Genomic DNA, 22,279 nt, shown 5'->3' with positions numbered 1-22,279 from the left:
ACTGCAATGTTGACGATGAGTTTGAATTTGTTAGGAAGTAGAATTAAAAGGAACGGAATGTCTGAAATTTGGGTATTATAAATGAAGTAGTTACATTCACTAAAAAACCGCTAACTTTCATTTATTCATTTTGAAATTCACAGAATTTGGCTTCAGCGACCAGTTGCTGGAAGGCATCGAAGCCATAAATTACGAAACGGCCACACCAGTTCAGGAACAGGTAATACCACGTATCATAAACGGCAAGGATTTGATTGTTTCGGCGCAAACCGGAACGGGCAAAACGGCGTCTTATTTGCTTCCCATCCTTCAACGCATTCTGACGGAAGAACCCAGCGACCACGTCAAGGCGCTGGTAATTGTTCCAACCCGCGAACTCGCGATTCAGATTTCTCAGAACCTGGAAGGGTTTTCCTATTTTACGTCCGTAAGTTCCATTGCGGTGTATGGGGGCGGGGACGGAAATACGTACGCCAATGAACGGCAGGCTTTGTCGCACGGGGCGGATATTGTGATCTGTACACCGGGCCGCATGATCAGCCACCTCAACATGGGGTATGCCAAGATCAAACACCTGAAATATCTGGTACTCGACGAAGCCGACCGCATGCTGGATATGGGTTTTCATGAAGACATCATGAAGATCATCTCGTTTTTGCCCAAACAACGGCAAAATCTGCTCTTATCAGCTACCATGCCTCCGAAAATTAGGGAGCTGGCCAAGAAAATTCTGTACGAGCCAGACGAGATTTTTATCTCGATTTCCAAGCCACCCGCCCGGATTGTACAACAGGTCTTTGTTGTTTATCAAACGCAGAAAATAGCCCTTGTGCAGCACCTTTTGAAAATGCATAATTTCCCGTCGGTGCTGATTTTCTGTTCGCGAAAGGAAAATGTAAAGCAACTGGCACGGGAGCTTAAACGCGCTAAATTTTCGGCCGAAGAAATTCACTCAGATCTGGAGCAGAATGACCGTGAGCAGGTTTTGTCACGTTTTCGGAGCCGCCAGTTGAGTATTCTGGTTGCTACCGATATTCTGGCTCGCGGCATTGATATCGACAACATCAGTCTGGTAATTAATTACGACGTACCCCATGATGGGGAGGATTACGTACACCGCGTTGGCCGCACCGCCCGCGCCGAAACGGATGGAATTGCCTATACGTTTGTGGGGGAAACCGAACAACGGAAGTTTGGAGCCATCGAACGCCTGCTGGGTGAACCAGTGCCGCGCGGAATTGTACCCGAAGAATTAGGAGCAACCCCAACGTTTAATCCTGGAGCGGCAAAACGCAGCGTAGGCCGGAAAAATAATTCCGACAAAAAACGGCGCTCGAAAGGACGGAAACCCAAAGGGTCATCCACCAATTCGGCACCGTCGAAACAGCCGCAAGAGTAAGGCTTAAACGCCAGTAGCTACTGCTTTCATTCGTTCAAGACCCGTTTTTGCCACAAGCAGCGGGTCCTGCGCAAAATAGGTTTTGTTGAAAAGCTCCAGAGACAGGATAATCGTTTGTTCGGGGTTTTTCAGCATTTTCAGCATGTTGCGAATCGGAGCGATGCCATCGCCCGGATAAACGCGGTCGGCATCGGTAATGGCTTCGCGCGCCGGCGTTGCGGGGTAGTCGTTGAGGTGAAAAATTTCAATTCCCGGTTTTCCCACAAACTTCAAACTTTCTGGCGGCGACCCACCTTTGTGCAGGTGGTAAACATCCAGCAGAAGCCGTGCAGATGGATGGTGGCTTTCCGTAGCTACGTAAAGAACCTCGCCAACCCGACTCAGGTTTTTCGAAAAACCCCACATTTCCAGGTGGGGTATAACGCCCGTCTGATCACTCATTTCCAGAATAGTCCGGTATCGTTCGGCGGCCTTTTGCAGGTCTAGCGCAGCGCCTTGAGTGGCACCCATCGGCGGAGCGGCAATGCGGCGGCAACCGATCTGCGCCAATAATTCCATTTCCCGTTTGAGCTGGTCAAGGCCTTTAGTGCGGGTCGCTTCATCATCAACAATCCATTGTGCAAAGCCAATCGCATTTTCAACCTGCAATCCCAGATCAGCAAGTAATTTGCGGGCTGTAGCCACGGTACCACCACCCGTCAGGTATTTCTGCAAGCTATCCACCCAAATTTCAACCGAGCGAAATCCGGCTTTAGACGCAACTTCCAACTCTTTAGCGAAACCAAGCTGCTGGCCGCGTATGGTGCTCAGATTGAGGCACAAGGTGAAATCATTTTTCGCTTTTGGGGGAGTGGTCTGGGGAAGCAGGGAACTGCCAGCGACCAGACCGAGAGCAGAAAGAGTTTGACGGCGGTTTAGGGTATTTCCGGACATGGTAATGATTAATAATCCTTATGAAGCGTAAAGATAGTAACAGCGCAAAATTACCCTAACCGGGCATTGCGATTAGCTACTAGCCAACTTTCTCCTTAAAAAACTTCGTGGTGCGTTCCCAGGCTTGCTTGGCGGCCACTTCGCTATAACGGGTGGGAGCGGTATCGTTATTGAACGCGTGTTGCGCTCCCTCGTATACGTACAACTCATAAGGAATTTTCGCTTTTTTGAGCGCCTCTTCGTAAGCCGGTATGCCCGCGTTTACCCGCTCATCCAGACCACCGTAATGAAGCATTACCGCCGCTTTGATCTGCGGAACCTGGGCCGCGTCGGGCTGACGACCGTAATAAGCAACGGCGGCTTTTAAGTCTGGATAGTTGACGGCCAACTGATTCGACATAGCACCGCCCCAGCAAAAACCAACGCTGCCTACTTTGCCATTGCTATCGGATCGGGCTTTTAGGTAATCCAGGCTTTTGGTAAAATTGGCCAGGTTTTTTTGCGTATCCAGCTTGCCAAATAATTCCCGAACCTGCGCCTCTTCAGTGGGTGTCCCCCCAAAAGGAGACAGGGCATCGGGCGCAAGGGCCAGAAAACCAGCCAGTGCCAGCCGTCGGGTCACGTCTTCAATGTGTGGATTGAGTCCTCTATTTTCATGAATAACCACCACAGAGCCGTATTTTCCGTTGGCCTTCGGGCGGGCCAGATAGCCTTTCATGGAGCCTTCGCCGCCCGGATAAGTTACCCGTTCCGTGATGAGTCGGTCGTCCTGCCCGGAGATCGTTTCGGCGTGGGCGTAGTTAATTTCCAGCAGTGGCAACACCGTAAGCGCTGCCCCCATGCTACCGGTTAGCTTTGCCAGCCGTTTCAAAAAATCATCCCGCTTGAGGGGCTTGTGGGTGTATTCATCAAAGAGGTTAATGATGCGCTGATCCATTTCGGTAAAGATTGAGGGAGAAAGTCTGAAAGTACGAAAAAAACAGAGGATCCGTGCATTCTAGCCGTTTTTGATTAGCTGTCGTATTTAATAGCGAATTTATAAGGTAAAATAGTTGCCTAGTCGGTTGACTAACAGAAGAAAAGGTGAGATATTAACACACTAAATCCTTGGCAAATGAAGACGCTAGCGCTACTCATTCTGGTATTGCTGACCACTCCGGCAGTGTGCCAGCTACCCATTCATTACCAAATCAAAGGAAAGCTCACTTCGTCAACCGACCGCAAAGTTTACCTGGCTAAACGGGACGCGGTAATGACCCACGGACGCAAGGCAGTCATGCTGGATTCGTGCGTGTCGAAATGGGGCTATTTTTTCTTTAAGGGTACCATTCCAGAAGCGAATTATTACGCCCTTCTGGTCGAAGGAACGAGCGGCTGGAAACCGTTTATTCTGGATCGGAATCTGATTAGCATAACGATGAATGCCGATTCAGTTTATGACGCTACGATCAGCGGGTCGCCAACCATGGACGATGAAACTTTGCTGGCTAATGAGAGAGAACCTCTAAGAAAACGCCTTGTTGCTGTACTCAAGGCAAGCGAGAAAGCCAGACAACAGGCGGATGCGGCGGGTATGGCCAAGTGGAAGAAAGAGCGGGCGACTATAACCCAGCAGATCAATGACCACACCCTGAATTTCATTAAAAAGCACCCGACTTCCTTCATCAGTCTGTTTGAACTAAACGCCCAACTGGATCAAATTCCCAAATCCATAGCGCTGGATTTGTGGTATAGCCTGGATGCTTCGCTCCAAAGTCATTCGATTGGCAAAAAGATTTTTGAAAAAGTAGGCGACAAGTCGGAGAAACTAACGAAAAGGCAACCCGCTCCGAATTTCACCCAGCCCGATTTAAAGGGAAGACGAATAAGCATAAGTGATTTTCAGGGTAAAGTGGTGCTGGTCGATTTTTGGGCCAGCTGGTGCGAACCGTGTCGGGCGGAACGGCTAAAGTTAAAAAATCTTTATGATCGCTACCGAGACAAAGGCTTTCATATTGTGAGTATATCTTTGGATCAAAATAAGCTTGCCTGGAAAAAAGCACTGAAGAAAGACGGCTCAATCTGGACCGATGTAGTGGATTTGTCGGGCGGTAAACAAACGGTAGCCGAACGGTATGGTAATCAGACGGTTCCTACAAATATACTGATTGACCGAGAAGGAAACGTTATCCGGAAAGGGCTGCACGGCGACGCATTAGACAGCGAACTGGCGGGACTTTTTCGGGGCCATTGAGCAGTAATTCAGAAGTGGCTTACTCTTTTTGAGGCATTGCACAATCCTTATTTGCCATGAACAAGTCGGAGCATTCCTCAAACCGGAGACGTTTTTTAAAGAACCTGGGTGCTGTTGGTACACTGGGCAGTGTATTGCCCCCAGCGGTTTTAGCCGCCCAGCCAACGCTGCAATCGCCCAGCGCCGAAAAAGGCCACGTATTTCTGTCAGAACCTTATTTGCAGCAACCCGCTCCGGATTCGATGACGGTGATGTGGATTGCTAACTTACCTTCTTACAGCTGGGTTGAGTACGGCGAAACAAGCGCGTTGGGCACCAAAGCCCACCGGTCTACCGACGGAATCATTGACGCCTACAACCGAATTAATCAAATTAAGCTAAATCACCTTAAGCCCGCGACAAAGTACTACTACCGCGTTTTTTCAAAGGAGATCGCGGAATTCAAGCCGTATAAATTGACTTACGGTAATACCATCGAAAGCGATACGTATAGCTTTACGACTCCTGCCGTATCGCCTCAGGCCGTGCGTTGTTTGATTATGAATGACGTTCATGACCGCCCCGAGACGATCACGCATTTGCTCAGCCTTAAAGGAAATGACCCTGTCGATTTTGTGTTTTTCAACGGCGACATGTTTGATTACCAAACCGATGAACAGCAAATCATTGACCACATGCTAGCGCCCTGCTCGGCTGGTTTTGCCCGGGAAATTCCCTTTATGTTTGTTCGGGGAAATCACGAAACGCGCGGCAAATACCGGAGCGAACTGCAGCATTACTTTGGCAATCCGCAGGGACGCCAGTACTTTAGTTACACCTGGGGGCCAGTTCATTTTACGGTCATCGATACGGGTGAAGACAAGCCCGATGCTGAACCAGTATACGCAGGCATTGTCGATTTTGACGGCTACCGGGCGGAACAGGCTCGCTGGGTCGATCAGGTCATGCAAAGCAAGGAGTTTAAAAAAGCAACATACCGGGTGGTTCTGATGCACATTCCAACCTTCTATCACAACGGTTGGCACGGGCCTACTCATTGCCAGCAGCTATTCACGCCCTTATTCAATAAACACAAAGTTGACCTGTGCATCAGTGGGCATACGCACAAATACGGCGTTCACGAACCCGTTGCCGGCCAGCATGCGTATCCCATCGTTATTGGTGGAGGTTCGAAGGACGGAAGCCGGACGTTGATCAAACTAAAAGCGGATGCAAAGAGGCTGAATTTAAGCATGCTACGCGATGATGGTCAGGAAGTTGGTGCTTATCAAATCGCAGCAAAACGCTAGACTTCTCTAGTAAACCAAAAAGAAAAGAGATTTATCGCGAAAGAAATTGGAACCGCAAATTTAGGCTGTTTCTTGACGTACGTTGAGTAGTTATGCTTAGGGGATAGCAAAGTGATCTTGGAAAGCGCTGAAGCAGCTAAGTCTTTATGAACGAATGAAAAATAAATCTTCCAAAGTTGACCAAAAATGAAATAGTTTAAAAAGATCAACATAAACTTCCTAAATTAACCGTCTAAACTCTTTGTATTGACTTTTTAGACAGTTTCATGCGTTCCCAAGAATGGTTTGGCCGGACTGGAAAAGACGGCTTTATTTACCGCGCCTGGATGAAAAACCAGGGCTTCCCTCATCATCTTTTTGAAGGTAAACCAGTTATCGGCATCTGCAATACCTGGTCGGAGTTAACTCCCTGCAACGCTCATTTCCGAGAATTAGCCGAAGCGGTCAAGCGGGGCGTCTGGGAAGCGGGCGGGTTTCCGCTCGAATTTCCGGTAATGTCCTTGGGCGAATGCCAGATCAAACCAACGGCCATGCTGTTTCGGAATCTGGCCAGCATGGATGTAGAAGAAAGCATTCGGGGGAATTCCATCGACGGTGTAGTATTGCTGTGTGGCTGCGATAAAACGACGCCCTCGCTGGTGATGGGCGCTTGTAGCGTGGATTTGCCAACGCTGGTTGTATCGGGTGGCCCTATGTTGGCGGGGCGTTACCAGGGCCGTAAAATTGGAACCAGTGACCTTTGGCGCTTTGCCGAAGATTTTAAAACGGGGCAGATGTCTCAGGCGGAATTCGTGGCCGCCGAAGCCTGTATGGCCCGAAGCCAGGGACATTGCGCCGTAATGGGAACCGCTTCTACAATGGCCGCAATGGTTGAGTCGCTGGGGCTGGCTTTGCCCGATAATGCCACCATTCCGGCTGCGGATTCCCGCCGAAAAGTATTGGCCCATTTATCGGGTATGCAGGCCGTTGAACTCGTGAAAGCGAACATCAAACCGTCTGATATTTTAACTCGCCAGGCTTTTGAAAATGCCATCATGGTTAATGCGGCGCTGGGAGGCTCCACCAATTTTATCATTCATATGCTGGCTATCGCCGGGCGCATGGGCGTTGACCTGAATATCGACGACTTTGATCGCTTGTCGGCCCAAATTCCGTTGCTGGCCAATTTGCAGCCATCAGGAGAGCATTTTGTCGAAGATTTGTTCTATGCGGGAGGTTTACCGGCCATTATCCGTGAATTGCGCCAGTTTCTGCACAACGATGCCATGACAATCAACGGACATACAATTGGTGAAAACTGCGCCGAGGCCAAATGCTACGACCCAACCGTAATCGCCAGCGTTGAAAAGCCGTTTAAACCGGAATCGGGCATTGCCGTACTAAAAGGAAATCTCTGTCCGAATGGTGCGGTGCTGAAGCCATCGGCGGCTTCTCCCGAGCTCATGCAGCATACGGGCCGCGCCGTTGTCTTTGAAAATATTGATGATTACAAAGCACGGGTTGATGATCCAGATCTGGATATCGATCCATCCTGCGTGATGGTCCTGAAAAATGTGGGTCCTAGAGGGTATCCCGGCATGCCTGAAGTAGGCAATATGCAGCTACCGGCTAAAATTCTGGCGCAGGGTGTACACGATATGGTCCGAATTTCGGACGGTCGTATGAGCGGTACGGGCTTCGGAACGGTGGTGCTTCACGTATCGCCCGAGGCGGCTGTTGGCGGGAATCTGGCTTTGGTGCGGGACGGTGATTTGATTACGCTGGATGTAGACAAGCGGCTTTTACACCTGCACGTGGATGACGAAGAACTGGCCCGTCGGCTTGCCTCTTTTCAACCCGTTGCGCTGGGCTATGACCGGGGTTATGTAGGGCTGTATATTCGGCATGTCACCCAAGCCCATGAAGGCGCTGATCTTGATTTTCTGCGCGGCGGTTCAGGACCCGTGGTAAAGAGAGATTCGCATTAATTTACATATTATAGATTAATCTATGTCTGTGGTAGAAAAGAGCATTTCGGAACCGGAGTTAACCAGTAGAGAGTCTGTAGTCGATATTAAGAAAAACCGGCTTAAGAATAGAATAATCAGGGAGTTATATAAGTCGGGGACTTCTACGATTGCCCATTTAGCCCGTTTACTGCATGCCAGTGTTCCGTCCATAACTACCCTGATAGAAGAACTGATTGGTGAAAAATGGTTGCTGGAAATAGGGACTGGCGAAGCGCAATTTGGCCGCAAACCCGTGTTATTTGGCTTAAATCCTTACCGGCATTTAATCCTGATATTGGATATCAATACGCACGATACCAAGTTGATTATTTTTAACCTGAATAACCAGATTATCGCTCGTCACGAAGTTAGCCTGCAACTGATTGATAGCACCGCCTACCTAAAGGATTTGTACAAATACACCGAAACCTTTCTGCAGGAAGCAGCGGTGGATGCTTCGGATATTTTGGCCATTGGTGTGGCCATGCCGGGCCTAATCAACCCGGCTCTAGGGGTCAATTACACGTACAAGAAGCTGAATTCTCCCAATATATCGTTTGGGAAGTTACTGGAAGATCATTTCCAAACGCCAATTTACATCATCAATGACACCAAAGCGACCGTTTTAGGCGAACACCGATTTGGGCTGGCTAAAGGCAAAAATTATGTTTTTTCCATCAACATCGATTGGGGCGTTGGGCTTGGTATCCTGCTAAACGGAGAGGTCTTTCAGGGGGCGTCGGGCTTTGCCGGGGAGCTTGGCCACATCCAGTTGAAACCCGATGGGGAGCTATGCCACTGCGGTAAGGTCGGCTGTCTGGATACCCTCGCGTCGGCTTCTTCACTTGTTAAACGCGTGCGGAAAGAATTGGAAGCAGGTCAAGTTACGAAACTGATTGAATACAAGGATAATCTGGATGAGGTGGACGTAGAAAAGGTAATCCAGGCGGCCAAGCAGGGCGATAGCTATTCGATTGATTTGCTCTATGACATTGGTATGGAACTCGGAAAAGGTCTGGCCATTGCGGTGCAGTTGTTTAACCCGGAAATTATTATCATTGACGGAGTACTGGCTAAAGCAGAACGCTTTATTACTAATCCGCTGGAACAGGCCATTCATAAATTCTGCCTGACTGATTTCAAGAATAATTTGACAATTGAGATTTCGCAGATGGCAGAAATGGCAAAACTATACGGAACGCAGGCTTACGTGATGGAGCAGGTGTTGGAAAGTAAATAAGAATCCGCCGATTGACTAAAGAGTGAATGAGTAATATACATACTTTTCAGGGCCAAGTCGCTATTGTAACCGGGGCGGGGCAAGGTATTGGCTTTGCGATTGCCCACGAACTGGCGCGTCATGGAGCTGCCGTTGTCTTGAACGACCTGGATCCGGAATTAACCGAAAAAGCAGTAAATCAGATTGTCAATGCAGAAGCGACGGCTATTAACCCGGGATTGTGCATCGCTTTTTCCGGTGATGCGTCCGATGTTGATTTTCTGGATCAGTTAGTAGAAAAAGCCATAACCACCTTTGGCAAACTAACGCTAGTGGTTGCGAATGCCGGAATTACCATTTTCGGCGACTTTTTCAGTTACAAAGCCACTGATTTTCAACGTGTCGTAGACCTCAACCTGCGGGGTAGTTTTTTTCTGACACAGGCCGCTGCCCGCCAAATGCGAAAGCAGGGAGAAGGGGGCAGTATTGTGTTGATGTCGTCCGTTGTTGGGCATCAGGCGCATCCGGGGCTGACGGCGTATGGCATGACCAAAGCTGCTTTGGAAATGCTCGCCAAAAATTTAGTGATCGATTTATCCCCGCATGGCATCAATATAAACGCCATTGCCCCCGGTGCCACACAGACCGAGCGGACCATTAACGATCCGACCTACATTCCAATTTGGTCTAAAATTACGCCAATGGGCCGCCCTGCAACGGTTTATGACATAGCTAACGCCGCCTTGTTTTTACTTTCACCTGCTTCGCGCCACATTACAGGGCAAAGCCTTGTTGTTGATGGGGGCTGGACTGCCGTGAGTCCGCCGCCCGTTTAAAGAGCGTAAAAATAATTGGCCAAATTACTCAGTAGGGAGTTTTGGTAATTGAGGATACTGTTTGTACAGTTGCTCGAGGCCAGCGTCAACCTGGCTTATTTTCGAGTTGATAAATTGCGTGTGCTTCCAAAGCTGAAGCGAAAGCGCCTGGGACTCTTCAGGGGTTAATTTACTTTCATCTTCGTCAGGACGGGAAGGCATATCTTCGGTCAGATTCACCATTGTTTCTACCAGGATATGATGAAGCTCCTTAAACATCAAACTACTGGCTTCATCAAGGGGTGACTGCTTAACGTACAGATCAATATCGTTGAGCAGATGATAACGATTGTAAAGCTCCTGAGCAGCTTGCCCCCATTTCGCTAATACATCGGACGGAACTTCATTATCGTTTACCGAGGGTGGGATGGATGGATTCATCTTTACCAAATGCATGTTGAATGTTTACCGCTGTTGGGGCAATATCTGTGCCAAACCCAGGCCGATTTCCTTACTAAAATGACTGTGCAAGCCGAAAAAGGTAACATACAAGGGCTATAATAGATGATGCGTAAACAAATGGATTTTCTTTAATTACCCGCAAGAAAGTAAGACTCTAGTGCCTTTTGGAGTAGCCAAAAAATACAAAAAAGAGCTTCTAAGCAGACAAAAAATAAAGGTTAACTAGCTAAAATTAACCTTACTTGTCGTAAATTAAAAGAAATGCAAGAAAAACTTAATAATCGGTTTTCTCCTTTTGGGATACCGGATCAATAAATGGCTGTTATTTAGGAATTGATGTCTGATTATCAAGAGCTAATAAAGCGAAAAAATATTTTATTTTTTTTGAGAATAGACCGCAAAAAGGCGTTTTAGAAGATTTTTTAACAGTTTTGGCTTAACGTTGGTTAGTATATATGAGCGCTTTGCTCAACCCGTAAAGCGGGCATTTCCTATAACCATAGATAAATAAAGCCATGAACGAGACAACACTAAAAGGTCGCTGGAATGAAGTAAAGGGAAAACTGAAACAAGCATACGGTGACTTGACCGATGACGATCTAACCTACGCTGAAGGCCAGGAAGACGAGCTATACGGTCGTTTGCAACAAAAGACAGGCAAAACAAAAGATGAAGTTAGAAAGATGATTGCTGATCTGTAAAACAGAGTCACAATAAACGTTTAAAGGCCTAAGCGGGTACCCGCTTAGGCCTTTAAACGTTTACCCGTAAACGTTATTGAACTTTGGTCCAGGTTTGGGTTTTACCCAACAGAGAAATGCCTATAAAGCCTCTAACGTCAAGCGTATTGGCATTCTTTAACGTCATCTTGCAGCTGTACTCCTTGCCATCTTCAGGATTGTATATTTTGCCTTCATCCCACACGTTATCGCCGTCATAGATAAAGCCTTTCATTACATCCAGCCCCATCAGCGCACGGTTTCGTAATGCAGGGTTAGGATTTTTGGTATCTGTTTTAGGCTTGTTGGTTGCTGGATCGTTGGGGTCTTTCAGCCAGATCAGCTTACCAAAGTATTTGTTACCCTGTTTGTAAATCTGAATATGACCACGCTTGGTTCCGTTAAGCCACGTGCCAACTACGGCATCAGGGTTAGTATTTTTTGGAGTATAAGCGGTTTGAATAGTAACCAGCACAATGGCTGCAACCAACCAGCGAAGAGTCATTAATTGTTTAATTGATTGTTTAAATTTGTACATGGTAACTTTAAGGTGAATAAATACAAAGATGCAAAAAAGTACGAATTAGGTTCAAATACCCCATTTCTCCTGCTTGTATAACCGAAGCGTTAAGGATTTTGATTATTAAAACTAATTTTGTGCCCTGCGCAGTTGTTAGAGTAATTCGCGAAGAAAATGTTTAAACGAGATCCCAATAAAAATTATCCTACTGAAGTAGAGTCACGGATAATTGTTCGCTTTCAGGACTGCGACCCACTTCAGCACCTTAATAATGGTAAGTATTTCGACTATTATTTCAACGCCAGGGAAGACCAGGTGGCCAAACAGTATGGCTTTGATTATGGGCAGTTGTTTCGGGAGTTTAAGACAAGTTGGGTTGTTTATCAGCACCAGATTGCATACGTACGACCTGCCTTAGTGAGCGAGTGGATTCGGATCCGATCACGGGTTATTTTTTATAACGAAGATACCATGGTCACGGAATCATACATGACGGATGATGCTGGCCACCAGTTGAAAAATGTGCTTTGGACCACCTCAAAATACGTGAGCATCGTCACCGGGAAACGCGTTCCGCACGAGCCAGCCGTGACGGAGTTTCTAGAAACGATCTGCGCCCGAAACGTAGATTTTCACAACTTGGATTTTACAAGCCGTATTAAAAGCATTAAAGAAAGTCTGTCTCTATAGGTTCGATAAGGGCTAATAAAATACCTCAGTCTTGTTGCCTTCCAATTTATGGATTACCGGCATGGCCACCGAAATTTGCTCTTCGCCCGTGAGTGGATTTCCGCGTAGATAAAGTTTTTCCAGCCTCGGAAGATTAGTGAAACCTGCCGGAAGCTCCTGTATGCGGTTGTTGCCCATATCCAGGTCTCTCAGGGCTTTTAGGCGCAACAACGATTCTGGAACGTAGCTGAAAGCATTGTTACTGAGGCTAATAAGTTGCAGACGGCGGGCCCGGTAAAGCTTAGTAGGTAAGCTCGCCAGGTAGTTATGGTGCGCATAAAGTTTTTCCAGCCGACGCATTCGGTTCAGGCGCTTGGGGAGTTCGCCTAACTTGTTCTCGGAAACGGCCAGTTGCTGCAACCGGCGCAGGCGGCAAATTTTATCGGGAAGGCTCTGAAGCTTATTATGGTATAAATCCAGAATCTGGAGTTTTTTCAGGCGGCCAATTTCTTCCGGTAGGCTCGATAAACCGGCATTATAGAGGTTTAGATCCCGTAGGCGCTTTAGTTTTAAAAGCGGCTCCATATTTAAACCCGCTGAAAATTGATTGTGTCCCAGCCATAAACTAGTTAGCCGTCGGCAATTGGCAACCGATTCGGGAACCCGGCTTAACTGGTTGTACTGCAGGCTCAGAAAAGTCAAATGATTGTCTTCTGGAATTTGCAAGGTTTCGGCCTTGAGGCGGTTGCCTACTAAATACAAGCGTTTAAGCTTTGGCAATGTAAAAACACCTTCTGGAATTCGGCTAAGCTCATTTCCGCTTAAATCAAGCTCCTGCACATTCGTAAATCGGTAAACAACTTCGGGAACTTCCGTCAATCCCATTTTCATCAGCGAAAGCCTTTTAACTGTGTCGGGTCGGGTCGTGAGCTGTGCCTGTTCCAGGGTCGTAATTGTGTTTGGCTTGAGGGCAACCTTGACTAACTTTTCTTTTTTAAGCGAGATGAAGGTTCTTACTCGAAAAGCGCTCGTTGCCGTAAATGTATATTGATAGGTGCTTAACCAATTGCAGAAGGTCTCCTGAATTTGTGCCGCCTGATTTGCTGTTGGGGCAGTGCCTATAAATTCATACGCTGCCTGATCAATAGCTCCGTTTGGTTTTATATACAGGGACACATAGCAAGCGAAAGAGCTATTCTGAATGAAGGCAAGCTGCTGAAAAACCTTTTGTGCTTCCTTCTGAAATTTTTCGGTCGCTGCCAGTAAACGACGCTCATCAAAACTCATCGCGTAAAACCCGCCGAGTTGTAATTGCCGATTCTTAATTTCCGGAAATAATGCCTGCGATTCCAGGTAGTTCTTCTCCAATTGCTTGCGTTGTGTTTTGTGCTCATCAGGCGTTAGGCAGACCGATTGAGCGAACGAATAACCGGAAATCAAAAGCAGAATGAAAGTCAGGGCAGTTTTCATCGTAGTAAGGAAGTAACGTAAACTTTAGGTAAGTAACTATAAAAATAGTAGAAGCGCAAATTTTCCAAAAAAATTAAACTTGAAAAAGAAACTAACATTTAATTACGAAATATTTCGTAGGTAACTTGACTTCTACAAATTCTTTCGTATATATTTGCTACGAAGTGATTCGTATAAAGAATCAAACTTATTGTTTGCTATTTATTTCATGTAGGTATATGAAGCCAACTGACTCAGAATTAGAGATTTTACAAGTTATTTGGGCCAAGGGTCCCAGCACGGTGCGGCAAGTAAATGAGGAATTAAGTCGAAGCAAAGAGGTGGGTTATACAACGACGCTGAAACTCATGCAGATTATGCACGAGAAAAACTTGCTAAGCCGGACGGAGGAGGGACGCTACCATATTTATACCGCTCTGGTTACCGAAGGGGACACGCGCCAAAACCTGCTTGATCGATTTGTTGAAACTACCTTTCGTGGTTCGGCGGCTCAGCTAGTGATGCAGGCATTAGGTAATTCTAAAACGTCTAAAGAAGAGTTGGACGAGATTCAGAAACTCATTGATCAGCTTAGTAAAAAATCTTCCTGATTAAGTCTAGACATCAAAAATTTTAAGCGACATACTCATGAACTATCTTCCTATCATACCCGACAACATCGTAGCGGCGTTTGGCTGGGCATTGTTCCATTCGCTTTGGCAAGGCTTTATCTTAGTTGCCCTCTGGACGCTGGTCTGGCGAAAGAGGCAGACCGGTACTCGCTATACCTTGAGCGTGGTAACGTTAGCGGTGCAGCTCCTGGCCTTTTTGGTAACATTTGCTATCGTCTATGAACCACGCTTGTCTGTGCCGACTTTTGCCCTCAGTGAGGTAGGTAAGGGTACGCAATTGGTAGGAGTTTCAACGACTAAACTGAACTGGCTGACTCAGTTAGAAGGCATCCTGCCTCATATAGTAACAATCTGGTTCGTTGGTGCAACGGTGCTGGTACTTCGCCTGGCGGGAGGCTGGCTGTTGGTGCAGCGGTGGACAAAGCAAGGAGTTCAGGCAATACCGCCAGTCTGGCAAAACCACCTGGACCGCATGGCACGGGATATGGGAATTTCTCGCTCAGTTCAGTTAGTTGAGTCCGTTCGAGCAGCCGTCCCGATGACAGTCGGCTGGCTCAAACCAGTCATTTTACTACCCGTGGGCCTGTTAACTGGACTTTCAGCGCACCAGATTGAAGCAGTATTGGCGCACGAACTGGCCCATATTCGGCAATATGATTATCTGGTAAATTTACTTCAGTCCTTGGTCGAAGTAGTGTTTTTCTACCACCCGGCAATCTGGTATTTATCGGCTAAAATTCGGGATGAACGCGAGCACCTTTGCGATGAGATAGCGATTCAGGTAACAGGCCGGCCAGTTGAATATGTCCAGACCTTAGCGGCGGTCGAAGCCATGCGGACTGTGCAGCCTAATTTGGCGCTGGCTTTTGGTGGATCTAAACAGCATTTGCTGGATCGGGTAAAGCGTATTTTGGGAGCAGCCGATGAGCCTTCATCGTCTGGTTTAAGCGTGATTGGTCTGATTGTTAGTTTCGTACTGTTGGGTGGACTTGCGATTGGTAAACAGCCTATCTCGGCTCGCTTAGGGATGAATTCAGTCCTGTTTGAAATGCCTCTAACCAGACAGATAGGGCAAGAGAAAGTAAATCCAGACACAACGAGGCCGAGGAGTGAGCAAGAGAAAATTAAAGCGTTGGAAGCCCAAATTGAGCAGCGGGAAGAGTCGATGAAAAAGCTCGAGGCAGAGCTTAAGGTCTTGGAGGATCCAATAGGGAAATGGCAAGAAAAGCTCAGTACTCAAGAAGTCTACCTACCCGAGTATTTGGTAAAAGCCGACTACGTTGTAAATGAAAAAGTATACCAAAAAATAGAACAACTGGCGGCTGAAATAGAGCAAATAGCTGGCCAGCTGGAAAAAGCAAATGGTATGGATCGGCTCAAGTTGCAGGAGAAAATAAAAACTCAGCAAGAACGCATAAATGTAATATCTAAAGGATTAGTCATTCCTACGCAGGGGGTGGAGAAACTACAGCAGTATGTTAAAAAAGAAATTCAGCCATTGAGGGATTCGCTGGCTCTTGTCGTTGATCAATTCTCAAAAGTTTCGGCAGAGCACTGGAAACAGGCAATGGTGTTAGAGCGCTTGCAAAGCAAACTGCATAAGTTAAGAGTCCTGGAAGACGACATAATTGAACCAGTTGACGTGCCAATTCCACCAGCGCCAATAAACCCACCTATACTTGTATCCCCGGTAGCACCCGAAGTTCCCCGATTACCCAAAGCGCCTCAACCAGCTAAACCAAGTAAATCGTTCAAGTCAGTCAAAGCACCAGAACCCGCTTCGTTACCAGACCGCCTACCAACGGAACAGGATTGGCGAAAGGCTGTTTCGGCCACCAAGCCAGTAGCGCCAGCCCAGCTGCCGAAAGTACCCAAAGGAGAAGAAGCAAGCACGCAAATGCCATCTCATAGCAGAAATGTTATTGTGGAGATTATCGATAGCGTTCAGACAGATAAGGGGCAATGGACGTTGGCAGCCCATGAGTTTGCTACTGTCATACTAAAAAAGCGAACAATCTGGAAGCGCGGGCTGGACTATCCCGCTCGTTCAATGCCGGAATAAAGCCAAAAAAAGGCTGCTTGGTTACGTCTAAGTGGCCTTTTGGTTATTTCACCGCCGCCCGGCGCAAACGGTCGTTAACGGCGCGACCCAGACCCTGATCGGGAAGCAATTCGGCGATAATGACATCAATATCCAGCTTGTCGAGTGCGCGCATACTGGCAAACAATTGTGTGGTCGCTTCGGCTAGATCGCCGGTTGGCGACAGCACCCGCTGGTTCTCGGTTGGAATCGAAGCGATCGGAGCCTGAAAAGCCAGCACGCCGATGCGGTTGGGTGCGTATTGATCAAGGGCTTTTTCAATGGGTTGCACTAAAAAGGGCTTTCGGGGTGCGTAGTGGCTGCTGAGCATACCCGGTGCCTTTGGGTTGGACGTCGAATGGCTGCGAACAGTTAATGGACCAACTATACTTTCAAGCGTTTCGAGCGCCATGCCACCCAGGCGATAAATAACTGGACCTTCAGCCGAAAAACCAATGATCGTTGATTCGATTCCCACCTGACAGGCCCCTCCATCAAGAATATACGGAACCTGATCGCCCAGCTGATCGGCAACGTGCTGGGCCGTGGTCGGACTGATGTATCCAAACGGGTTGGCACTGGGAGCGGCTAGCGGAAACGCAAGTGACCGAAGCAGTTCGAGCGTAAGTGGATGATTGGGCACCCGTACAGCAACCGTATCAAGTCCGGAGGTTACCAGATCGGGAATTAGGGGCCGTTTCGGTAACAATAGCGTTAACGGGCCGGGCCAGAATTGATTAGCCAAGCGCTGGGCCAGTTCTGGAATGTCCTGCACAAAGTCGGCGGCTTTCTCCAGAGAATCAGTATGAACAATCAGCGGATCAAAGGAAGGACGGTTCTTTACTGCAAAAATCTTAACAACGGCATTGGTGTCCAGCGCGTTGGCAGCAAGACCATAGACCGTTTCAGTTGGGATTCCGACAACTTCTCCTTTTTCCAGCAGGCGTTTTGCCTGATTAATGTCCGTACCGATTTGCGTCATGGATGCAAAGATAACGCAAACGAGAAAAATACGCGTACCATTCACCAGAACCCAAATTAGGCCTGTAAAGACGTACTCTGAATAGACGCCAATTTTAAAAGCACCATTGCTTAATATTCTTCATCAACACGCTGGAAATATTTGATAATTCATAGTAGTTTTAGAACGATTATGCATTATTAGCATGATTGATTGTTTCTAATCACTTAACCTATGGATGTATTTCAAATTAAGAAAGCTCCGGTAGTCTATGATATTGTCATTGTTGGGTCGGGAGCTGGGGGCGGTATGGCAGCCTATATGCTGTCGAAAGCAGGGGCAAAAGTAGCCTTGCTAGAGGCAGGGGGCTATTACGATCCTGCTGATCCAAAGTATATTACTCAGTTGAAGTGGTCGTATGAGTCGCATCGGCGTGGGGCAGGGACAACCCGCCCTTTCGGTGATTTTGACGCGGCTTACGGTGGTTGGGAGCTGGAAGGGGAGCCATACACGGCTAAGCCAGGAACCGAATTTCACTGGTTCCGGTCACGGATGCTCGGCGGACGGACCAACCACTGGGGACGTATTTCGCTGCGGTTTGCTCCGGATGATTTCAGACGTAAATCCATGACAGGAATCGGAGAAGACTGGCCAATTGGCTACGATGACATTTCTCCGTATTATGATAAAGTAGACCGGCTGATTGGAATTTTCGGCTCTAAAGAGGGCATGAAGAACGAACCGGATGGCATTTTCCTGCCGCCGCCCAAGCCTCGTTTGCATGAATTAATGATTAAAAAAGCGGCAACGAGCATTGGTATTCCGGTGATTCCGTCGCGGCTTTCTATCCTGACGAAGCCCATCAACAATGAACGGGGCGCTTGCTTCTACTGCTCGCAATGTGGTCGGGGTTGCCAGGCTTACGCCGACTTCTCGTCCTCTTCAGTACTGGTTATTCCGGCGATAAAAACAGGCAATGTCAACCTCATTACGAACGCCATGGTGCGCGAAGTCCTGACAGATCCAGCGACGGGATTGGCAACGGGCGTGAGCTATGTTGATACGCAGACATTGCAGGAAATGGAGGTAAAGGCGAAAGTGGTGGTGCTGGGCGCATCCGCCTGCGAATCGGCTCGTTTGTTGCTGAATTCGAAGTCGGCTCGTTTCTCCAATGGCTTAGCCAATACAAGCGGCGTGGTCGGAAAATACCTGAACGATTCGACGGGAGCCTCGCGCTCTGGATTTATTCCGTCCCTGATGGATCGCAAGCGCTACAACGAAGATGGCGTTGGCGGGATGCACGTTTTCACGCCCTGGTGGCTGGATAACAAAAAGCTGGATTTCCCCCGTGGTTACCACATTGAATACGGTGGCGGAATGGGAATGCCGATGTATGGTTTTGGCTTTGGCATGGAAGGACGCAACAATTTAGTGCCGGGTCGGGATGGAAAACCTAAAGCTGCGGGTGGTTACGGAGCCGGTTTGAAAGACGATTTCCGGCGGTTCTACGGAGCTGGTATTGGCATGGCTGGCCGGGGTGAACCAGTTCCTCTGGAAAGTAACTATTGCGAAATCGATCCGACTAAAGTGGATAAATACGGTATCCCGGTATTGCGCTTTAATTACAAATGGTCGGATTACGAAGTGAAGCAGGCTAAGCACATGCAGGATACGTTCGAGGAGATCATGCACGCCATGGGAGCCATACCGCTGGGATCAAAACCTGGTCCTGAAAACAATTATGGCCTCGAAGCGCCGGGTAAAATTATCCATGAGGTCGGTACGGCCCGGATGGGAAATGATCCTAAAAACTCGGTTCTGAACAAATTCCAGCAGGCACACGATGTGAAAAACCTGTTTATTGTGGATGCCGCGCCGTTCCCTTCGCAGGGTGACAAAAACGTAACTTGGACTATTCTGGCCTGTTCGATGCGTACGTCAGACTATATCGTTGAGCAGGTAAAGCAGAAAAATATTTAAACCCAGAAAAATAAGGCTTATGAAACGCAGAGATTCTCTCAAAGCTTTAACCTTCACCAGCTTAGGTTTTGCTGGGTTAAATCCTCAGATTGCCGCAGCGGAAAAAATAATAACGCCACCGGGACCTACTCCGCTAAAAATTCCGGGTGGTCGGCAGAAATTCGAAGCGGAACGGGATGCTAAATTGCTGGCTGAGAAGTTCTTTACTCCGCAAGAGTTGCAAACGGTAGCTGTGCTGTCGGACATCATTATTCCTGCCGACGAACGGTCGGGAAGTGCGACGCAGGCGGGGGTTCCGGCATTTATCGAGTTCATGATGAAAGACCAGCCTACCTGGCAAACGCCCATGCGGGGTGGACTTCGCTGGCTTGATAACCAATGCGTTAAACGTTTCGGTAAAAAATTCGTGCAGGCAACCAGAGCGCAGCAGATCGAAATGGTTGACGACATTGCGTATCCGGAGAAAGTAAAACCCGGAATGAGTCAGGGCGTTTCTTTCTTCAACATGATGCGGGGCTTTGTCGCTTCTGGTTTTTTTACCAGCCAGATGGGAATTAAAGACCTTGGCTACATGGGAAATACCCCCAACCAATGGGAGGGAGTCCCGGAAGACGTGTTGAAACAATACGGCCTGAGTTACGATAAATAGATAAAAAAAGACAAACAGAGGGTTTTTGAAACAGTTGTTTTCGGAAGCCCTCTGTTTTTTTATGACCAAAGCCAACCATGACCTCACGAAGAATTTTCCTGCAACAAGCTAGCCTGAGTGCCGTTACTTTAGCGGCAAGCCCTTTATTTTCACCGCTTACACTAGCTCAGTCTCCCAAAAAGGACCGTTTGGGCGTAGCATTGGTTGGCCTTGGTTATTACAGCACGGATTTGCTGGCGCCTGCCCTGCAACAAACCAAAAAATGTTATTTGGCAGGAATCGTTACGGGCACGCCTTCCAAAGCAGAGCAGTGGATGAAGAAATACAACATCCCCGAAAAAAACGTCTACAATTATCAGAACTTCGATCAGATTGCAAACAATCCGGATATTGATGTAGTCTACGTGGTTCTGCCGCCTTCCATGCACCGGGAGTATGTTGTACGGGCGGCTAAGGCGGGAAAGCACGTCTGGGTTGAGAAACCAATGGCTGTGACGGAAAAGGAATGCCAGGATATGATCAACGCTTGTCAGCAAGCTAAACGAACGTTAGCTGTTGGCTACCGGCTGCAACACGATCCAAATACGCAGGAATACGTGAAGTTGTTGCGGGATGGCAAGATTGGAAAGATCAAGCTGGTTAGCTGCGCGGCGGGTTACTACGACGCCCGTACCGATCATTGGAAGCAGAAGAAAGAAATGGGCGGTGGGGTGATGTACGATATGGGCGTGTATGTTTTGCAGGGTGCTCGATTAGCGACGGGAGAAGAACCGATTGCCGTGACTGCTCAACAGTATACGACCCGACCCGAGGTCTATAAAAATGGTCTTGATGAAACGACCATGGCGCAGCTAGTCTTCCCAAGCGGAGCGCGGGCTGCCGTGCAAACCAGCTATGGCATGAACATGAATTATCTGTACGTAACAGGTGAAAAAGGGTCGCTGCGCATGGAGCCCTGGCAGGGGTATTCCGGGGTCAAGGGAGAAACATCGAATGGGATTAAAATTGATCATCCTTACCAAATGCCCTGGCAGCAGGCCAAGCAAATGGACGATGATGCTGAGGCAATTATGAGCAATAAACCCGTCATTGCGCCCGGCGAAGAAGGAATGCGGGACATTCGCATTGTCGAAGCCATTTACAAAGCGGCTAAGAGTGGCCAATCCGTGAAATTGACCTAGCTTACAGAACTGCCTGTTCCAACGTTTTTAAATTCTTTTTGGCTTCATCGTCATCGGGCTTCAGAGCAACCGCCCGGTGCAGGTCAGTGTTAGACCAGGGTGTAGGTAAACAAACAACCCCGACGAAAGCCGGGGCGTTGGGCAAAATACACGCACGGTAAATTTAATATGGTGAGAAAGTCGTAAAGCATAACTCAGGCAAGCGCCTCAGTTACTTATCTAAAAGAGCCGTTTTAGGAAACAAAGTCACACTTCATCAGAAAATAAAAATCTTGTAAACATATCTGTTGGCTAGAAGGTTAGTCGAGAAGCCTTATCATTAAAAACAAGAACTATGACGGGACAAAAAAAGCCCCTTTCTGAGGTACTCGGAGTCGGGCAGATTGAGCCGGAAATAAGCGCATCAAATCTGATCAATGTAGGCTCGACAGAGCGACTCCTTTCGGCGGCTGGCGGAGCCTTATTGTTTACATACGGACTGCGTCAAGGGTCGTTAAGTGGGTTATTCTTAGCGGCTGTTGGGGGTGGACTTATCTTCCGGGGCGCATCGGGATATTGTCCGTATAACAACGCCATTGGCCGCAATACCGCAGAAGATGAAAAAGTGGTGGATGCCATCGAAATAACCAAAAGTTTGACGATCAACAAGCCCCGTGCCGAGGTATATAGTTATTGGCGAAAGCTGGAGAATTTGCCGATTTTCATGGAGCACCTGGCCGAGGTAAATGAGATTGCGCCAAAACGCTCACACTGGAAAGCGAAGATACCGGGGGCTGGTTTTGCGGGCTCGCTAGGCACAATCGAATGGGAAGCCCTTATCATCGATGAAGTCGAAAACGAGCGGCTAATCTGGAAATCTGTAGAAGGTGCATCGGTCAATAATGCGGGCGAAGTCCGGTTTGCCGATGGCCCCGACGGAAGTACGCAACTAAGCGCGGTGATTCAATACCGGCCACCAGCCGGTGCTCTGGGCGAAACCGTGTCGAAGCTCTTTAATCCAGCGTTTAAAGCAATGATTACCAACGATTTACTGCGGTTCAAGCAGCTAATGGAAACAGGGTCAATTGCCCATATTACGGGTTGAAAAAGTATATTTATTGA

The 22,279-nt window shown here is 47.9% G+C and carries 20 protein-coding genes; 14 read left to right on the top strand and 6 right to left on the bottom strand.

Translation table 11 applies throughout. From position 1 onward, the window contains the following. Window positions 1-130 precede the first annotated feature (130 nt). Window positions 131-1,399: a DEAD/DEAH box helicase gene (locus L0Y31_RS17410; RefSeq protein ID WP_234734359.1), complete on the top strand. Its 1,269-nt coding sequence runs from the start codon at window positions 131-133 to the stop codon at window positions 1,397-1,399. Window positions 1,400-1,402: 3 nt separating this feature from the next. Here the strand turns inward: L0Y31_RS17410 and L0Y31_RS17405 are convergent, their stop codons facing one another. Both L0Y31_RS17405 and L0Y31_RS17400 read right to left on the bottom strand, forming a co-directional pair. Continuing rightward, complete coding sequence (locus L0Y31_RS17405) at window positions 1,403-2,332, bottom strand: sugar phosphate isomerase/epimerase family protein (protein ID WP_234734358.1); 930 nt, start codon at window positions 2,330-2,332, stop codon at window positions 1,403-1,405. Between the two features lie 79 nt (window positions 2,333-2,411). Continuing rightward, window positions 2,412-3,269, bottom strand: a complete 858-nt coding sequence (locus L0Y31_RS17400; RefSeq protein ID WP_234734357.1) for a dienelactone hydrolase family protein — start codon at window positions 3,267-3,269, stop codon at window positions 2,412-2,414. 177 nt (window positions 3,270-3,446) lie between these two features. Between L0Y31_RS17400 and L0Y31_RS17395 the strand changes: the two genes are divergently transcribed. From L0Y31_RS17395 to L0Y31_RS17375, 5 genes are all read left to right on the top strand, one after another. Beyond that, on the top strand, window positions 3,447-4,565 hold the full coding sequence (locus tag L0Y31_RS17395) for a TlpA disulfide reductase family protein (protein WP_234734356.1): 1,119 nt from the start codon (window positions 3,447-3,449) through the stop codon (window positions 4,563-4,565). Window positions 4,566-4,621: 56 nt separating this feature from the next. Further along, window positions 4,622-5,854, top strand: coding sequence for a purple acid phosphatase family protein (locus tag L0Y31_RS17390; protein WP_234734355.1), 1,233 nt, complete (start codon window positions 4,622-4,624; stop codon window positions 5,852-5,854). A 266-nt stretch (window positions 5,855-6,120) separates the two neighbouring features. After that, a complete protein-coding gene (locus L0Y31_RS17385) occupies window positions 6,121-7,821 on the top strand; it encodes an IlvD/Edd family dehydratase (RefSeq protein WP_234734354.1) in 1,701 nt (566 codons plus the stop codon). A gap of 22 nt (window positions 7,822-7,843) precedes the next feature. Next, a complete protein-coding gene (locus L0Y31_RS17380; protein WP_234734353.1) occupies window positions 7,844-9,082 on the top strand; it encodes an ROK family protein in 1,239 nt (412 codons plus the stop codon). Window positions 9,083-9,108: 26 nt separating this feature from the next. Next, window positions 9,109-9,897 (top strand): SDR family NAD(P)-dependent oxidoreductase, encoded by a 789-nt coding sequence (locus L0Y31_RS17375; protein ID WP_234734352.1) that lies wholly within the window; start codon window positions 9,109-9,111, stop codon window positions 9,895-9,897. Between the two features lie 24 nt (window positions 9,898-9,921). On the opposite strand, the gene L0Y31_RS17370 is transcribed toward L0Y31_RS17375, so the two are convergent. Further along, window positions 9,922-10,317 carry a hypothetical protein gene (locus L0Y31_RS17370; protein WP_234734351.1) on the bottom strand — a complete coding sequence of 132 codons (396 nt, stop codon included), beginning with the start codon at window positions 10,315-10,317 and terminating at the stop codon, window positions 9,922-9,924. A 536-nt stretch (window positions 10,318-10,853) separates the two neighbouring features. Here L0Y31_RS17370 and L0Y31_RS17365 point away from each other — a divergent pair. Beyond that, window positions 10,854-11,039 (top strand): CsbD family protein, encoded by a 186-nt coding sequence (locus L0Y31_RS17365; RefSeq protein ID WP_234734350.1) that lies wholly within the window; start codon window positions 10,854-10,856, stop codon window positions 11,037-11,039. 73 nt (window positions 11,040-11,112) lie between these two features. Here L0Y31_RS17365 and L0Y31_RS17360 read toward each other — a convergent pair whose 3' ends face one another. After that, window positions 11,113-11,562 (bottom strand): DUF2147 domain-containing protein, encoded by a 450-nt coding sequence (locus tag L0Y31_RS17360; RefSeq protein ID WP_234734349.1) that lies wholly within the window; start codon window positions 11,560-11,562, stop codon window positions 11,113-11,115. A gap of 189 nt (window positions 11,563-11,751) precedes the next feature. On the opposite strand from L0Y31_RS17360, the gene L0Y31_RS17355 reads away from it, so the two are divergent. Continuing rightward, window positions 11,752-12,267: an acyl-CoA thioesterase gene (locus L0Y31_RS17355; protein WP_234734348.1), complete on the top strand. Its 516-nt coding sequence runs from the start codon at window positions 11,752-11,754 to the stop codon at window positions 12,265-12,267. Window positions 12,268-12,279: 12 nt separating this feature from the next. Here L0Y31_RS17355 and L0Y31_RS17350 read toward each other — a convergent pair whose 3' ends face one another. Further along, entirely contained in the window at window positions 12,280-13,716 is a 1,437-nt protein-coding gene (locus L0Y31_RS17350; RefSeq protein WP_234734347.1) for a leucine-rich repeat domain-containing protein, read from the bottom strand. A 218-nt stretch (window positions 13,717-13,934) separates the two neighbouring features. Between L0Y31_RS17350 and L0Y31_RS17345 the strand changes: the two genes are divergently transcribed. Continuing rightward, window positions 13,935-14,306 carry a BlaI/MecI/CopY family transcriptional regulator gene (locus L0Y31_RS17345; RefSeq protein WP_234734346.1) on the top strand — a complete coding sequence of 124 codons (372 nt, stop codon included), beginning with the start codon at window positions 13,935-13,937 and terminating at the stop codon, window positions 14,304-14,306. Between the two features lie 37 nt (window positions 14,307-14,343). Further along, entirely contained in the window at window positions 14,344-16,389 is a 2,046-nt protein-coding gene (locus L0Y31_RS17340; protein ID WP_234734345.1) for a M56 family metallopeptidase, read from the top strand. A 43-nt stretch (window positions 16,390-16,432) separates the two neighbouring features. Here L0Y31_RS17340 and L0Y31_RS17335 read toward each other — a convergent pair whose 3' ends face one another. Then, on the bottom strand, window positions 16,433-17,389 hold the full coding sequence (locus L0Y31_RS17335) for an L-threonylcarbamoyladenylate synthase (RefSeq protein ID WP_234734344.1): 957 nt from the start codon (window positions 17,387-17,389) through the stop codon (window positions 16,433-16,435). Window positions 17,390-17,602: 213 nt separating this feature from the next. Between L0Y31_RS17335 and L0Y31_RS17330 the strand changes: the two genes are divergently transcribed. The 4 genes from L0Y31_RS17330 to L0Y31_RS17315 all read left to right on the top strand — a co-directional run bounded on the left by L0Y31_RS17330 (window position 17,603) and on the right by L0Y31_RS17315 (window position 22,262). Beyond that, window positions 17,603-19,348, top strand: a complete 1,746-nt coding sequence (locus L0Y31_RS17330; protein WP_234734343.1) for a GMC family oxidoreductase — start codon at window positions 17,603-17,605, stop codon at window positions 19,346-19,348. 19 nt (window positions 19,349-19,367) lie between these two features. Next, window positions 19,368-19,997 (top strand): gluconate 2-dehydrogenase subunit 3 family protein, encoded by a 630-nt coding sequence (locus L0Y31_RS17325; protein ID WP_234734342.1) that lies wholly within the window; start codon window positions 19,368-19,370, stop codon window positions 19,995-19,997. A gap of 77 nt (window positions 19,998-20,074) precedes the next feature. Further along, complete coding sequence (locus tag L0Y31_RS17320; protein ID WP_234734341.1) at window positions 20,075-21,178, top strand: Gfo/Idh/MocA family protein; 1,104 nt, start codon at window positions 20,075-20,077, stop codon at window positions 21,176-21,178. Window positions 21,179-21,512: 334 nt separating this feature from the next. Beyond that, a complete protein-coding gene (locus L0Y31_RS17315) occupies window positions 21,513-22,262 on the top strand; it encodes a YgaP-like transmembrane domain (RefSeq protein ID WP_234734340.1) in 750 nt (249 codons plus the stop codon). Window positions 22,263-22,279 lie beyond the last annotated feature (17 nt).

The sequence above is a fragment of the Tellurirhabdus bombi genome (assembly GCF_021484805.1).
Taxonomy (GTDB): Bacteria; Bacteroidota; Bacteroidia; order Cytophagales; family Spirosomataceae; genus Tellurirhabdus; species Tellurirhabdus bombi.
The sequence above is the reverse complement of the archived record's forward strand: the minus strand, read 5'-3'. Positions and strand labels throughout refer to the sequence as shown.